We start from the raw sequence: 15105 nt of genomic DNA on the forward strand, positions 1-15105 counted from the left end.
TGCCCCCTGCCCGGACCTTAAAGCGCCTTGCCCGCAATCTGCGGTTTCAGCCGATTCACGGCATTGGTTACTTCTTCGTGATGGGGATGTATAGCCAGCGCGCGGGAATAGGCGTCATAGGCCTGTTCGGGCTGACCCAGCACCTCAAAGATCAGGCCAAGCCCGTAGATGGCTTCGTAATTGTTCGGGTTCAACGCAAGCGCGTGCTCAAGATCGGCGGCCGCCATGCCGAACCGCTCCAGCCCAAAAAACACGGAGGCGCGCACATGCCAACCTTCTGCGAAATCGGGCGCATGGTCCGTCAGTGCCGTCAGATGGTCCAACGCGGCTTCGACATTGCCCTCGTCCAGTGCTTCGCGTCCGCGCTCAAGCAGCAGATCAGCCGAGGCAGACCCTGATTGCGACCACAGCGACTGCAGTTGCCGATCCAGACCGGCTGCCTGCTCGGGCGACGCTTCGGAAAGCTGACGCAGCAGCTCGGCTTCGTCCCGCAAATCGGCCTGTTGCGCAATCCCAGTGGTGGAATACATGACTAGGAGGGCAAATGCCGCAACGGTACCTTTGAGATTGTTGATTGCAATGCTCATAACAATGATCAGTGTAGCGTTGCGACCGCGGATGTCCATTCACGGCGCACTAACAAATGAGGAAGACCATGAGCGACACTCTTGAAAAAGCGGCAGCCGCGCTGAACGAAAAACTGTCGGGCGGCGATTTCGATTCGTCGGCGAAATTCGCCATCGCCGACCTCGGCTCGATCGTGTTGGACGAAAATGGCGCGCGGGTCAGCGACGAGGACGCCGAAGTCACCCTGAGCGCCGACGCGGACACGTTCGAGCAGATCCTCAGCGGTGAGCTGAACCCCACGGGTGCGTTCATGGCCGGCAAGCTGAGCATCGACGGCGACATGGGTGTTGCCATGAAGCTTGCCTCGGTGCTGGCCTGATGGATTTGTCGCCGGCCCCGTTCTTTGAAGATGTGGCCGGCGGTCCCGCCGGCGGCGCCGCGCACTGGTTGACCACAAGCGACGGCACACGCATTCGCGTGGGCCACTGGCGCCCCGAAGGTGAGGCGACCGGGACGGTGATGATCTTTCCCGGCCGCACGGAATATATTGAAAAATATGGCAATGCAGCGGGTGAGTTCGTACAACGCGGCTTTGCTGTACTGGCCGTGGATTGGCGCGGACAGGGTCTGGCTGACAGATTGCTGGAAGATCCGCGCGTTGGCCATGTGGACAAGTTTACCGACTATCAGCAGGACGTGCGCGAAACGCTGAAACTGGCCGAGCAGCTTGGCCTGCCGAAACCCTGGCACGTGATCGGCCATTCGATGGGCGGCGCCATCGGGATGCGCGCGGTTCTGGAAACCGGCCTGTTTGCCTCTTGTGCCTTCACCGGCCCGATGTGGGGCATTTTCTTTACCCCACTGATGAAACCGCTCAGCCGTCTGACCGCCTATTGGGGGCCGCGGATCGGGCTGGGCGAAAAGACGCCTCCGACCACGTCACTGGAAAGCTATGTTCTGATCCAGCCTTTCGCGGGCAACGCACTGACCCGCGATCCCGGGATGTACCGGATGATGCAGGATCAGTTGAAAGCGCATCCCGAACTGGCCCTGGGTGCGCCGTCGACCATCTGGCTACGCGAGGCACTGGACGAATGCGCCTGGCTGATGGCGCAGACCGCCCCCGACATTCCCTGTCTGACCTATCTTGGCAGCCACGAGCAGATCGTGGACCGCAAGGCGATCCGGGCGCGTATGGCGAACTGGCCCAGCGGACGACTGGTCGAGATCCCCGGCGGCGAACACGAGGTGATGATGGAACCGCCCGAGGTCCGCGGCCCGGTGTTCGAGGAGATGGCCGCGCATTTCTCGGCCGCCGCCAACGGGCAGACGCCCGAGCTTGCGATGACGCGCTGACACCTCGGCTGCTTGTGATCCGCGCGCCCTGCGCCTAGATGTGATCCAACGCAGACAATCGAGGTGTTCCATGCACGAGCTTCCCTTCCCCGTCCGAGACGCAAATGCCGGTGGCGGCGCCGACAATCTTGGCAACCTGCCGGAATGGAACCTGGACGATCTGTACAAGGGACAGGACGCGCCGGAACTGACCCGCGATCTTGAGTGGCTGGAGCAGGAATGCGCGGCTTTTGCCGCCGATTACGAAGGCAAGCTGGCCGATCTGGATGCGCAGGGCCTGCTGACCTGTGTCCAGCGCAACGAAAAGATCAACGCCGTCGCCGGGCGCATCATGTCCTTTGCCGGGCTGCGTTATTACCAACTGACCACCGATGCCGAGCGCGCCAAGTTCCTGTCGGACATGCAGGAGAAGGTCACGCTGTTCACCACGCCGCTGGTGTTCTTCACGCTCGAGATCAACCGCATCGACGACGACGTGCTGGCCGCTCATTTCAAGGCCAACGCGGACCTGGCCCGGTACGAGCCCGTCTTCCGCCGCATCCGCGCGATGAAGCCCTATCAACTGTCGGACGAGCTGGAGAAATTCCTGCATGATCTGGGGGTGGTCGGCGACGCGTGGGAACGGCTGTTCGACGAAACCATCGCCGGGCTGACCTTTACCGTGAACGGTGAAGAGCTGAACATCGAAGGCACCCTGAACCTGCTGACCGAACAGGACCGGTCCAAACGCGAGGCCGCGGCCCGCGAACTGGCCCGCGTGTTCCAAGACAACGTCAAAACCTTTGCCCGCGTCCACAATACGCAGGCCAAGGAAAAGGAAATCATCGATCGCTGGCGCAAGATGCCGACCCCGCAGACCGCGCGGCACCTGGCGAACGATGTCGAACCCGAAGTGGTCGAAGCCCTGCGCGAGGCGGTGGTGGCCGCCTATCCCAAGCTCAGCCACCGGTATTACGAGCTCAAGCGCAAATGGTTGGGTCTGGATGTGATGCAGGTCTGGGACCGCAACGCGCCGCTGCCGATGGAAGACACCCGCACCGTGTCGTGGGAGGACGCCGAGAAGACCGTGATGGAGGCTTATGCCGCTTTCGATCCCCGCATGGCCGAGATTGCAGCACCGTTCTTTTCGAAAGGCTGGATCGACGCGGCGGTGAAACCGGGCAAGGCCCCGGGCGCCTTCGCGCACCCCACCGTGACCGATGTGCACCCCTATGTGATGCTGAACTACCTGGGCAAACCGCGCGACGTGATGACACTTGCGCACGAGTTGGGCCACGGCGTGCATCAGGTGCTGGCCGCCGGTCAGGGCGAGATGCTGTCCTCGACCCCCCTGACGCTGGCTGAAACCGCCAGCGTCTTCGGCGAGATGCTGACCTTCCGCAAGATGCTGGATCAGGCCGAAACGCCCGAGCAGCGCAAGGTTCTGCTGGCCGGCAAGGTCGAGGACATGATCAACACGGTGATCCGCCAGATCGCCTTCTACGACTTTGAATGCAAGCTGCACGCCGCCCGCCGCGAGGGCGAACTGACGCCGGACGACATCAACGCCCTGTGGATGAGCGTTCAGGCCGAAAGCCTTGGCCCGGCGTTTGAATTCATGGACGGGTACGAGACCTTCTGGGCCTATATCCCGCACTTTGTTCATTCGCCCTTCTATGTCTACGCCTATGCTTTCGGCGACGGGTTGGTGAACGCGCTCTACTCGGTCTATGAAAGCGGCGCGGACGGGTTCGAGGAAAAGTACTTCGAGATGCTCCGCGCGGGCGGCTCCAAGCACCACAAAGAGCTGCTGGCCCCGTTCGGGTTGGATGCCAGCGACCCGAAATTCTGGGACAAGGGCCTGTCGATGATCTCGGGGATGATCGACGAACTGGAGGCCCTGGAGGGGTGACAGACCCAACCGACAAGGGGCGCTGGCGGGCCATCAAGGACCGCCTGCGCCCTGTTCTCGCCCGGATCCGCCGCAATGTCCCGCGGGGGCTGCGGTTTGTCGTGGGACTTTTGTTGATCGTCGCAGGCGTCTTCGGCTTCCTTCCTGTTCTGGGGTTTTGGATGATCCCCTTGGGCATCATGGTTGCCGCCATGGACGTCAACCTGCTGCGGCGCTGGTGGCGCCGCCGATAACCCCGTTCCGGCTGTCGCCTAGTTTTTTCTGGTCGTGAGGAACACCGCGAATACGATCAATCCCGCCCCAATCGCAGCCATTGGGGTGATCGGTGCCCCCAGAAAAATTGCCGAATTGACGAAGGTGAACACCACCGAGGCGGCGAACAAAAGGGTCGCGGTCAACGTCGATACACGCGCGGCGGCCTCGTACCAAAGGTAGTAGGCCAACGCAGTCGGGAAAACGCCCAGCAAAACCAAAAACACCAAATCGCTGCCGGATGGCATCCGCAGTGCAAAAACGGACAGCGGAAGCAGAATTACGGCCGAGCACAGGAACACACCAAACAGGAAATTCAGACGCTCGGCCGTCGATTTCGACGCGCGCATGGCCCGACTGCTGGCGATCAGGAACACCGCCCAGCTGACCCCGCCCCCAATTTCCATCATATCCCCCAGAACCGGGTCCCCGCCGCCTTCGAAATCGCGGAAAACCGTAAGAAAGACCCCCAAGATGGCCAGAAGGGTCGCCAGAACATCGGTTTTTCCAACAGGGGTGTCGGCGAAGAAATACAAGAAAACCAAAACAAAGAACGGCGCGGTATTTTCCAACACCATCGCGCTGCCTGCACCGGTGTGTTCAAGCCCGATATGAAACAGAATATAGTTGATGACGGTCGCCAAAACCGCAAGACGGAAGTTCCAATCCCGGAGCTGGACGGAAACCGGCGCATTCATCGCACGCAACATGCCGTAGATGGCCAAAGCAGCTATGAACAGCCTAGTTGTGGCAATTTGCATGCCACCCAGATCTCCGGTCAGGTAGCGCACGATGACGCTGTGCGTGCCCCAAAGAAATGCGGCCATGAACCCAAGAAACAAGCCATTCTGAAAAAGGGAACCGCCGTCTTTGCCGGGCCCCTTCACTTGAGCTGGCTGTCCTTGGAGCCGCGCCGATTGATACCGCCGCGGGCCTTGAAAGCACCATCACGCTCTTGCTGGCAATCCAGGCACAGCTTGACCCCGGGGATCGCCAGTCGGCGCTTTTCGGGGATCGGTTCTTCGCACTCTGCACAATGGGTCAGGCTTTCACCGACCGGACGCTTTTTTGCCTGCATCCGTGCCAGCTCGTCTGAAATCGAAGCCTCGATCTGTTCACTTACAGCGCCGTCGCGCGCCCAACCTCCGGCCATGGCCCCCTCCTGTTCAGGTGCTCACCAGTTTAGGCGTGGGGCGGCTGATCACGCAAGTCAGAGCGGCGTTGCGCCGTCTAACACCCGGTCGATCATCGCCTGCGTCCCGCGCGAGAATTCGAGCTGACACGGGTATTCGTCGCCCGCGCGAACGGACCGGCAAAACGCCTCGACCTGCAGCTTGTAGTGATCGTCGGCCGGGAAGCGCCGCACCAGAACCTCAAGCCCCGGGCGATGCAGCTCGACCCGGGCCTCGCCAAACACTCGCGCGTTGAACGGCGCGGTCAGGCGGATCAGGCCGCGCTCGCCGTGAAAGACCATTTCTTGATGCGGATGCATTCGGATCGAGACATAGGCCGAATAGGTAAAGCCGGGAAACTGCGCGCGGATTTCGGTGAACGCGTCGATGCCATCCTCCCAGCGGATGGCCGATTGCACGGTGTCCGGTTCCTGCCCCGTCGCAAAACGGGCCGACCCGATGACGTAGACACCGATGTCGCGCAGCCCGCCGCCGCCGGTTTCGGCGCGGTTGCGGATATTGCCTGTGTCCGCGCGGTTGTCGAAGCTGAATGCGCCCGTGACATGCACCAGATCTCCGATGGCGCCTTCGGCGATCAGGTCGCGCACATGCTGCCACTGCGGGTGGTGCACGATCATATAGGCCTCGGCCGCCAGCAGCCCGGTCTGGTCGCGCTTGTGGATCAGAGCGTCGAACTCCTCGGCGCGCATGGTCATCGGCTTTTCACACAGAACGTGCTTGCCAGCGTCCAGCGCTTTCAGACTCCATTCCACATGCAGGTGGTTCGGCAGAGGGATATAGACCGCCTCGATTTCGGGCGAAGCCAGTAGCGCGTCATAGTCGTCAAAGACCGTAAGGTCCGGGCAGAAGTCCTGGAATGGACCGGCTTTCGCCGGATCCGAAGTCGCCAAAGCAGACAAACGCGCGCCCGAGGCCGCATGGATCGCCGGACCCATGAACTGGCGTGCGAATTTCGCCGCCCCCAGAATGCCCCATTGAACCGGATTGTGCATGGTTTCCTCCGTATTTGACCATGTTCCGCGCTGAAATGTTTGCGCCAACATCTGTTGCGCCTTCTGTATCAGCCAAGCGACGCCAAGTCAGGCTTTTCTGTGCGCGGGACACCCGTAATCTGCGCATGACAAACGGGAGGGACTAACGTGAGAAGATTTCTGAAATGGCTGGTAGGCCTCACGGCGGCTGTGGTCGTCATCGGGGCCGTGATATTTTTCGTGGTAGTGCCGCCATATGTCGAAAACGCGCGCAACAACGTGATCGACCACGACCCATATCCGGTGTCCGACACTGCCGCTGCCCTGCACGAAACCCTGATCGTGGGCGACCTGCATGCCGACCCGCTGCTGTGGAGCCGCGACCTGACCGAGCGCGGAACCCGCGGCCAGGTGGATATTCCCCGGCTGATCGAAGGCAACGTGGCCCTGCAGGTGTTCACCGCCGTGACCAAATCACCGGCCGGGCAGAATTACGAGGCAAACTCGGCCGAGGCGTTCGACAACATCACCCTGCTGGCGATAGGTCAGCTTTGGCCGCTGCGCACCTGGGACAGCTTGAAAGAACGCGCGATTTATCAGGCCGAGAAACTGCATCGGTTCGAGGCCGCCTCAAGCGGACATCTCAAGGTCATCAAGACCCGCGCGGATCTGGATGCGGTGCTCGACGCCCGCGCGCGCGGCGAACAGGTCGTGGGTGGCATTCTGGGGATCGAAGGCGCCCATCCGCTGGAGGGCGATCTGGCCAATCTCGACCCGATATTCGATGCGGGACACAGGGTTTTCGGGCTGCAGCATTTCTTTGACAACGAACTTGGCGGCTCGCTGCACGGCACCGGGAACACGGGCTTGACCGAATTCGGACGGCAGGTGGTGGCCGAACTGGCCAAGCGCCCTGTGGTGATCGACCTGGCCCATTCCAGCCCGCAAGTGGCGCGCGACGTGCTGGGCATGACCGACGAGCCGCTGATCGTCAGCCATGGCGGTCTTCACGGGTTCTGCCCGGTCAAGCGCAACTATCCCGATGACCTGATGAAGGAAATCGCCGCGACCGGCGGTGTCATCGGGATGGGATATTGGGCCGACGTCACTTGCGGCGACATCGCCCCGGCGGGAATTGCCAAAATGATCAAGGCAGCCATCGAGACGGTCGGGGAAGACCATGTGGCACTGGGGTCCGACTATGACGGCTCGGTCGAGACCGCATTCGACACATCGGAACTGGCGGCGATGACCTCGGCCTTGTTGGACGAGGGCCTGACCGAAGCTCAGATCCGCAAGGTCATGGGCGAAAACATGGTACGGGTATTCCGCCAACAGCTGCAGTAGGACGTGGCGAGAAAAAACGGCCCGGGTTCCCCGGGCCGCTTGTTCATCGGATTGCCGTGATCAGGCGGTGGCCAGCATGCCCTTTTCACGCGCCAACTCACGCATCTTTTTCTGCAGCTTTTCAAAGGCGCGCACCTCGATCTGACGGATGCGTTCGCGGCTGACATTGTACTGCGTACTCAGTTCCTCGAGCGTCACGGGCTGATCCATCAACCGGCGCTGGGTCAGGATGTCCTTTTCGCGGTCGTTCAGGACGTCCAGCGCCTCGGTCAGCAACTCGCGGCGCACCTCAAGCTCTTCGCGGGCTTCATAATCGCCGGCCTGGTCGGCATCTTCGTCTTCCAGCCAGTCCTGCCACTGCATGGTGCCTTCGCCCTCGGACCCGACCGTGGCGTTCAGCGACGCGTCCCCACCCGACATGCGGCGGTTCATGCTGATGACCTCTTCTTCGGTCACGCCCAAGTCATTGGCGATCCGCTTGACATTGTCCGGGTGCAGGTCGCCCTCCTCCAACGCGCCAATCCGTGCCTTCGCCTTGCGCAGGTTGAAGAACAGCTTTTTCTGCGCCGAGGTGGTGCCTAGTTTCACCAGCGACCAGGATCTCAGGATGTATTCCTGGATCGAGGCGCGGATCCACCACATCGCATAGGTCGCCAGACGGAAGCCTTTTTCCGGATCGAACCGCTTGACGGCTTGCATCAGGCCCACATTGGCCTCGGAAATCACCTCGGCCTGCGGCAAACCATAGCCGCGATAGCCCATGGCGATCTTTGCGGCCAGCCGCAGATGCGATGTCACCATCTTGTGCGCCGCTTCGGTGTCCTGCTCTTCGACCCAACGTTTGGCCAGCATGTACTCCTCTTCCGGCTCCAGCAGGGGGAATTTGCGGATTTCCTGCAGATACCGGTTCAGCCCACCTTCTGGCGTAGGCACGGGGAGATTTTTGTAATTTGCCATGTATCACGTCCCTTGGACAAATGTTTACGCCCTTAACATGGATATGGGGCCACGTTCAGGACCATTCAAGAGCAGGTGTTAACAGTCTGGGATTAAGGAACGATAAAGGAAAGCTAAGAAAGTCTTAGTCACGAGACTTTGCAGGTTGTTTCAGAACCGAGATGAGTGCCTCGATATCTTGCGGCAATGCTGCCTCAAAACGCATTTCCTCGCCGGAAACGGGATGAAAAAAGCCCAGGACCGCCGCGTGCAGGGCTTGGCGCGGGAACGCACGCACCGCCTCCGCAGCGTCTGCATCAAACGACCGGGCCGACAGTTTGCGCTTGCCGCCATAGACCGGGTCGCCCACCAAGCCGTGGCCCGCATGTGCCATGTGCACCCGGATCTGGTGGGTGCGTCCGGTTTCCAGCCAGCACTCGATCAATGATACCGCGCCGGGTTTTCCGAACACGTCAACGACGCGCGCACGTGTCACGGCATGGCGCCCGCCATGAAAAAACACCGCCTGTTTCTGCCGATCATGTTTGTGCCGGGCCAGTTGCGTTGTGATTCGCATCACGTTGCCGGGCTCAAAACTCACGCCTTTGACACCGCGCAGCCGCGGGTCATTGGCATCCGGAACGCCATAGCAGACCGCACGATAGTAGCGCTCGACGCTGTGCGCCTCGAACTGGGCCGCCAGCCCCTGGTGGGCGGCGTCCGATTTGGCAACCACCAGCAATCCGCTGGTATCCTTGTCGATCCGGTGCACGATGCCCGGCCGCTTGACCCCGCCTACCCCCGACAATTCCTCGCCACAGTGGTGCAGCAGGGCGTTCACCAAAGTTCCGTTGGGCGATCCCGGTGCCGGGTGGACGACCATGCCCGCAGGCTTGTTGATCACGATCAGGTCAGCGTCTTCATGCACGATGTCCAGCGGAATGTCTTCGGCCCCGATGTGACTCTCGTCCGCTTCGGAGACGGTTATGGACACAACGGCGCCTTCCGGCACTTTGGCCTTGGCGTCGAGCACGACCTTGCCGTCGACCAGAACCGCGCCCTCTTCGATCAGCCGGGCCAGCCGGGTACGCGACAGGTTTTCATCTGCTGGCACATCCCGCGAAAGCGCCTTATCAAGGCGGGGCGGCGGAGCGTCCGCGATAACGAAGTCTATTTGCCGGGTGCCCATGACTGTCCCTTCAGATCCCCAAGAACCGCAGGAAACGCCTCAGTTGCGCCTTCTGCGCCGCATGGTCATGCTGCTGACCGCGGTGATGATTGGCGGGGTTCTAGTGACATTCGCCTTGATTGTCATCCGTCTATCCGACCGAACCCCCACCCTGCCCGATCAGATCGAACTGCCAGACGGTGCAAAGGCCCAAGCCGTGACCATCGGAAACAACTGGTTCGCCGTGGTGACCGATGACAACCGCATCCTGATCTTCGACAAGACCACCGGGAAGCAACGACAGCAGATCTCGCTTGATTGAGCCTTTGGCGCCGCCAGCCTATTCACCCAAGGCTATTCTGAACACGATTTCTGCAGCCTGCTTGAACGCAACGATCTCGTCCGGCGCATCACGACGAAACCTGACTTCGTCCGGGCTCAGCCAGACCGGTTTGAACAGAGTGTCCCGGTCGGGAAAGAATTCAGCCCGAAATCCTTCGTCGGCCTCGGTCAAATAGGTATCAAGCCATGCCCGTTCCTCGGGTTCCAGAACGTCATGGTGCCGGAACATGATGGGTTCTTTGGGTACTTGGCGACGCAGTTGGCGGCTGCGCTTGCGCCCGATGGCTCGCGTGACGACGCCAAAGGCTTCACTTGCAGCGCGGGAAAGTGTTGGATTGGCAGGCTCACTGGCAGCCTCCCCTCCCGGTCGCGACACGCCCAGTTTGTTCAGGAAGTCATCGACGATATTGCCATTTAACATTTCGTCGCGGTCATAGAGTGCCGGCACAACCGTTACACCCGGGAACGCGTTGCGGATACGCGAAACCGCGCCGGAAAAAGAAACCGAGTGAGGTTCGGCCTTGATCTTCGCCAGCCGGTCCCGAATCAAGGCTGAACCGTCGGCTGGCAAACGGCCATTTTTGGCCCGCTGCTTGTAATCCGCCTCAAAGAAATCGGAGTAGCGGCGGCAATAGAATACCACACGCATTTCGCGTGCGGGTATTTCGGTGAAGAGCTGCGCAAGCCGTTCCAGATCGGCCGAGTAGAACATTTCCGACGACATCAGGCAGGCCTTGCTGCCATGTGCCTCGTACTCGCGCGCAACGGCCTCACGGTACTTGTCCATTGGTTCTGCGGACTGGTTCATGTGGAACGCCAACAGATTATGGCTGACCTTGGGGCGATCGTCCCCTTCCGGTCTGCGACGTCCGGCCTCCATGTATCTGAGCCCGGAATCCGACAAGGCCGACGCATTGTTGCGCAGATAGGACTGCAATGCCGTCGTCCCTGTCTTCGGCATCCCCAAATGCAACCACAGCATCAGGTTGCGCCTCGTGTAACGGCGTCGGCCTGCGCGGTCATCTGATGCATCAACTCCTGCATCTCGGACGTGCCCAGCAGTTCCGATATCTGTTTGCGGTGCAATTCGCAGGACTGGCGGTGCAGCAGGGCCGTTTCGGGGTCCGACATCAGGTCGTCGAAACAGTCCCGCTTGCGCGCGGCAATCGCATCGACCGATGTCTCGACCACCGCATTCTGGTTCATGATGTTCCAGTACTCCAAGCCCAGGCTGTCGCCCGTGTGATGAGCCCGTCCCCGCACTTTCTTGACCAAGTAGCTCTCGCAGGACTTCAGAGCGTAGTGGTTGAGCTGCACAAGGTCATATCCGACCGAGTCCCGCGCCGACCGCCAACTGCTTGTAAAATACCGCTCGGGCATTGGCTGGCCCGAACCATTGTACCAGTGGCAGTCTTCCATGCGGTCGACCGTCGGACGTTTGGGGCGGTGAACACCGATCACATCCCACAAGTGCCGCTGGAACATCGTCTTCAATCCCCATGCCTGCGCCGGTCTGGGTTTGCGCTCGGGGGCAGCACGGCGGAATTGGTCGGACAGGAACCTGTCTTCGTATTGAACCACTCCGGCATTGCCGAACAACCGCCAGGTCATTGAAATCATCTTGGCATCCGGCACGGCATCAACCAATGATTTCAGCGTGTTGTCACCCGTCTTTACATTGATTTGCTCGTCGGCGTCGATCACGATCACCCAGTCTTCAGGCCCCGCGATGTCCATCTGAAAAAAGCGTTTGTACGCGCGTTTCTGAGGGCTTGTTGCGCGGCGGGAATTGTTGTCCACATGGATCAGAACCCCGCGCTGGTCGAGCCGCTCGAGCAGCGCATCCGACCCGTCCGTGCAGTCATTCGTCATCACGACCATCTGGTCGATGCCAATAGCCTGATTGTGCGCGACCCATTCCAGAACGAACGGGCCTTCGTTCTTCATCGGGGTAACGCTGACAAAGCGGGGGGGCTGATCGACCATTTTTGCCTCAGTTTTTGGTGCCATGCAGGCCGGACGCGGGCACGCAAGACCAGTGTTTGCCCGCCAGAATAATTCCATTGCAGGCGATGACCAAGCCGAAACCTTGGGCGTGTTTGCACACAGATGACCCTGAATGGTGCTGGATATCGTGAAAGGCCCGCATGTTACCCCTCTGCCCTTTTGAGCTGGTTGGAAAAACGTTTGTAGGTTGGACACAACGCCTTGGCCCGTTGCAGAAACACCTGCGCCCGCTGTTTTTCGCCGCGCTTCAGGCAAATCTGACCCGCGGCCCCTTGAATGGCGGCGGTGATGTCGTCCAGCTCGGCCGCGTGCAGGATCTGCGCCTCGGCCTGCTCTTCGGCGCCGATGCGCGCCAAGAGTTGCCCCATCGCGAAAACCAGAAACGCGCTGTCAGGGTCACAAGCCAGCGCCTCGGCCATAGTCAATCGCGCCTGACGTCGGTCACCTGCATCCGCATAGAGCTCGGCAAGACGTTTGTAGTACAGGGGGTTGTCAGGGCACCGAAGAACCACGTCCCGGGCGGCATCAATTGCCGTCTCGACGGCAACCTCGCCCATACGCCATTGCAGCAACGATGACAGGCTTTCCACAGCGGGGTCCTGTTCCGGCACGTCGTCGATCGCAGTCAGCCCGGCCCACAAAGCTTGCAGGCGCGGACCGCTGTCCTGCAGCCGCCTGGCGCGCTGGTCCAGGGAAAGATCGGACCAATCAAGCAGGATCATGTCGAAATTGCAGGGCGCCCTCACGATCACCTTGTGCTGGACAAGGTACAGGTTGTTGAACGGCGGAAACCGACGTTGGCGCAGCCTGCGCTGCAGGGCCCAATCCACGGGCGGAAACAGTCGAACGGGCAGTTGGTCGCGGTACAGCATGCGCGAACCCAAAACCACAACATCGGGTCGCAACGGCTTGGCCCAAAACGCTTTTGCGAAATGGCGCCCGGCAGCCCAGCGTTTCTTTCTGGCGCCAAGAATGGCCCCCCGCAATGCGGTCAGAACCGCGTGATCTTCGGGCCAAAGATGCGGGTTTTCCAACCCGTCCCGGGCCAGTTGCTCGCTTTCCTTCCACTTGCCCAGATAGAACGCGTTCAACGCCTGCAGCAGGGGCAGAAAAGCGTTGTCCGCCCCGGCATCGAGGATCGGCTGGCCCAGATCATAAGCCTCTTGGCACCGATCCTGGGCGCACAGGTATTGCGCGGCCTTGGCATAGACATGGGCGGCCTCGGACGGGTTCAGAAAAGTCTCGGGTCCTTGCGCGACGCGCCGGATGACGTTTTCGTTCGCCTCGTCCAGTTCGGCCTCGGTCAGGACATCGCGGAATACCAGTCTTTGCTGCCCAGATATCCGTGCGGCCGCCATGGAAAAAGCCGAGATGAACGGAGCGATCACCTGCTCGGCCCGGGACATCGCGTAAAGCTCGAGAAAGTCGCGCTGTGCTCGGGTCATTCCCGACAGGTTCGCAATGTCGGACATCTGCATCAGGTTCGGATAACGCTTTTGAAACCGCGCAATCAGCTCGGGCTGGTCCGAGAACATGATCGCGGGCCGGTCCAGCCTCTTGGAAAGATGCATATCGTAGAGTTCTTCCGGCTCGACCTTTGCCGGCCAAGTGGTGTGCTTCCAGGGCAGCGCGTTCAGGATGTCACCGCGCCGGATATGGTAGGCAGAAACGCCCTGCCCCGAGAGCCTTGCATCGGCAAGCTCCATGATGTGCCGGATATGCGGAGTGAACCCGATACGGTGAATGAACTCGCGGTAGCGCGGGCGGATCGCCTCAATATCCTCCCAAGGAAAGGCAAGAACCTCAAACCCCTCTTCGACCAAGACCGAACGGCCAGCAGCCAGATGCGCCATCAGCCGATCGGGCGTCGCGTCGCCCAAAAAGTTCCAGACCGGCAGCGCATCCTTCGCCAGCCGATCGTGAGTTTTCTGATCCAGAAATTGAGACTTGATCCATTCGGGATCGAACAGCTCTTCCGGGTTGTCCAGTTCGGGGGCATCAGCCCCCGGTGGAAACCAGTTGACCCGATAATCCGCGTCGAAATCCTCGGCCAGGCGTATGCAGGTCAGCATCATCAGCAGTCGGGCACCCATGCGGTCCTTGCGCTGGCCTATGAACACGCCCCGTTTGGGCGTCATGACGCGTCCCCTGCCGCCATAGCCCGGCGCATGGCCCGGAACCGCTGGCGGGCGGCCATTACCAACTTTGGGTGACGTTCTTCGCCCACGGCTTCAATGCCGCGCATGTAGATCGGCAATCTCCGGCGGGCACGCATCATCTTGTAGTACTCGGACGGCTCCAGGGTCCCACGCATCGCCTGCTGCATCACCGGCTTCAAAAGATTGAGTTTCCGCAGCATTGGTGCGGCGAAGTGGTTGGCGAACCAGGTTTTTAGAAGAACGACATTGCCGCCCTGCAGCCGTGTGACCTGTTGCCTGTCCAAGTCAAAAAACGGGTCGTAAAACACATAGGCCCGGGCGGCGGCCTGAACGGTATCGACAGCGTCACTCAGCGGCAGATCCCAGTCTTGGACACGACCGAACCGATAGCGAGTTTCCCAAGGGACCCTCCGCTCGTCCAATGTGGTCTGAGGATTGAAAGCAATGACGATCGCACCCGGCACCAGCGCCGAGAAGGTCAACGCGGCGAACCCTCCCATGGACGCTCCGGCAAACACGACCTGATCGAACTGGTCAAAAAACCCCTCGCGCGCCTTGTCCTCGAAATAACCGATGATTTCGGGGTCGCGATACCATGCCTTTGTGCGGGCGATCACGCCCAGATGGGACCATCCCTCGTCCCGGAAAAACTTCCAGCCCCACGGCTCGCGGGCAAAGGACAGGTCATTGGCATTTGCAATATTGTCAAAACTAATGACCAGCCGCGCCGAGTCACGCTGGTGGAAGAGAACCGAGTGACGGTCGAGCTTTTGCAGAAACCCCGTCCCGTCCCCGCCGGGGTAAATCTCGACAAACCAAGGCGGAGGCGGATCGGTCAGAATGCGTTCATAGCCGGTCTTCCGATCCGGGTGGTCAGGTTGCAGCTGCGCTTTGGTCAGGTCGTCCGCCATGGCCG

At 60.7% G+C, this 15105-nt stretch carries 16 protein-coding genes; 6 read left to right on the forward strand and 10 right to left on the reverse strand.

Annotated elements, in window-relative coordinates:
• Positions 1 to 17 precede the first annotated feature (17 nt).
• On the reverse strand, positions 18 to 587 hold the full coding sequence (locus tag ACR0LD_RS06535) for a tetratricopeptide repeat protein (protein WP_254439758.1): 570 nt from the start codon (positions 585 to 587) through the stop codon (positions 18 to 20).
• A gap of 68 nt (positions 588 to 655) precedes the next feature.
• On the opposite strand from ACR0LD_RS06535, the gene ACR0LD_RS06540 reads away from it, so the two are divergent.
• From ACR0LD_RS06540 to ACR0LD_RS06555, 4 genes are all read left to right on the forward strand, one after another.
• Complete coding sequence (locus ACR0LD_RS06540; protein ID WP_480636067.1) at positions 656 to 946, forward strand: SCP2 sterol-binding domain-containing protein; 291 nt, start codon at positions 656 to 658, stop codon at positions 944 to 946.
• Complete coding sequence (locus ACR0LD_RS06545; protein WP_480636069.1) at positions 946 to 1923, forward strand: alpha/beta fold hydrolase; 978 nt, start codon at positions 946 to 948, stop codon at positions 1921 to 1923. Before ACR0LD_RS06540 ends, ACR0LD_RS06545 begins: the two co-directional genes overlap by 1 nt.
• 70 nt (positions 1924 to 1993) lie before the next feature.
• A complete protein-coding gene (locus ACR0LD_RS06550; RefSeq protein WP_170371431.1) occupies positions 1994 to 3814 on the forward strand; it encodes a M3 family oligoendopeptidase in 1821 nt (606 codons plus the stop codon).
• Positions 3811 to 4047, forward strand: coding sequence for a hypothetical protein (locus tag ACR0LD_RS06555; RefSeq protein WP_170339106.1), 237 nt, complete (start codon positions 3811 to 3813; stop codon positions 4045 to 4047). Before ACR0LD_RS06550 ends, ACR0LD_RS06555 begins: the two co-directional genes overlap by 4 nt.
• Positions 4048 to 4065: 18 nt before the next feature.
• Here ACR0LD_RS06555 and ACR0LD_RS06560 read toward each other — a convergent pair whose 3' ends face one another.
• The 3 genes from ACR0LD_RS06560 to ACR0LD_RS06570 are packed head-to-tail and all read right to left on the reverse strand — an operon-like array spanning position 4066 to position 6251.
• Positions 4066 to 4953 carry a DMT family transporter gene (locus ACR0LD_RS06560; protein WP_480636071.1) on the reverse strand — a complete coding sequence of 296 codons (888 nt, stop codon included), beginning with the start codon at positions 4951 to 4953 and terminating at the stop codon, positions 4066 to 4068.
• Positions 4950 to 5219 carry a DksA/TraR family C4-type zinc finger protein gene (locus ACR0LD_RS06565; protein WP_093961778.1) on the reverse strand — a complete coding sequence of 90 codons (270 nt, stop codon included), beginning with the start codon at positions 5217 to 5219 and terminating at the stop codon, positions 4950 to 4952. The genes ACR0LD_RS06560 and ACR0LD_RS06565 overlap by 4 nt, the downstream gene beginning before the upstream one ends.
• Positions 5220 to 5276: 57 nt before the next feature.
• Positions 5277 to 6251, reverse strand: coding sequence for a Gfo/Idh/MocA family protein (locus ACR0LD_RS06570; protein ID WP_170366921.1), 975 nt, complete (start codon positions 6249 to 6251; stop codon positions 5277 to 5279).
• A gap of 147 nt (positions 6252 to 6398) precedes the next feature.
• On the opposite strand from ACR0LD_RS06570, the gene ACR0LD_RS06575 reads away from it, so the two are divergent.
• Entirely contained in the window at positions 6399 to 7577 is a 1179-nt protein-coding gene (locus ACR0LD_RS06575) for a dipeptidase (protein ID WP_480636072.1), read from the forward strand.
• A 60-nt stretch (positions 7578 to 7637) separates the two neighbouring features.
• Here the strand turns inward: ACR0LD_RS06575 and rpoH are convergent, their stop codons facing one another.
• Positions 7638 to 8534: an RNA polymerase sigma factor RpoH gene (gene rpoH / locus ACR0LD_RS06580; protein WP_170339682.1), complete on the reverse strand. Its 897-nt coding sequence runs from the start codon at positions 8532 to 8534 to the stop codon at positions 7638 to 7640.
• 124 nt (positions 8535 to 8658) lie between these two features.
• Positions 8659 to 9702 (reverse strand): RluA family pseudouridine synthase, encoded by a 1044-nt coding sequence (locus tag ACR0LD_RS06585; protein WP_480636074.1) that lies wholly within the window; start codon positions 9700 to 9702, stop codon positions 8659 to 8661.
• Here ACR0LD_RS06585 and ACR0LD_RS06590 point away from each other — a divergent pair.
• The gene (locus ACR0LD_RS06590) at positions 9701 to 10003 is read left to right on the forward strand and encodes a DUF6476 family protein (RefSeq protein WP_093961773.1); all 303 of its coding nucleotides are present in this window, start codon (positions 9701 to 9703) and stop codon (positions 10001 to 10003) included. The genes ACR0LD_RS06585 and ACR0LD_RS06590 overlap by 2 nt on opposite strands.
• 18 nt (positions 10004 to 10021) lie before the next feature.
• On the opposite strand, the gene ACR0LD_RS06595 is transcribed toward ACR0LD_RS06590, so the two are convergent.
• The 4 genes from ACR0LD_RS06595 to ACR0LD_RS06610 all read right to left on the reverse strand — a co-directional run bounded on the left by ACR0LD_RS06595 (position 10022) and on the right by ACR0LD_RS06610 (position 15100).
• Entirely contained in the window at positions 10022 to 10831 is an 810-nt protein-coding gene (locus tag ACR0LD_RS06595) for a hypothetical protein (RefSeq protein ID WP_480636076.1), read from the reverse strand.
• Positions 10832 to 11004: 173 nt separating this feature from the next.
• Entirely contained in the window at positions 11005 to 12009 is a 1005-nt protein-coding gene (locus tag ACR0LD_RS06600; protein ID WP_480433931.1) for a glycosyltransferase family 2 protein, read from the reverse strand.
• A 164-nt stretch (positions 12010 to 12173) separates the two neighbouring features.
• Positions 12174 to 14168: a hypothetical protein gene (locus ACR0LD_RS06605; RefSeq protein ID WP_480636079.1), complete on the reverse strand. Its 1995-nt coding sequence runs from the start codon at positions 14166 to 14168 to the stop codon at positions 12174 to 12176.
• Positions 14165 to 15100 (reverse strand): hypothetical protein, encoded by a 936-nt coding sequence (locus ACR0LD_RS06610; RefSeq protein WP_480636080.1) that lies wholly within the window; start codon positions 15098 to 15100, stop codon positions 14165 to 14167. The genes ACR0LD_RS06605 and ACR0LD_RS06610 overlap by 4 nt, the downstream gene beginning before the upstream one ends.
• Positions 15101 to 15105: the final 5 nt, after the last annotated feature.

Source organism: Ruegeria sp. BF8 (assembly GCF_056538625.1).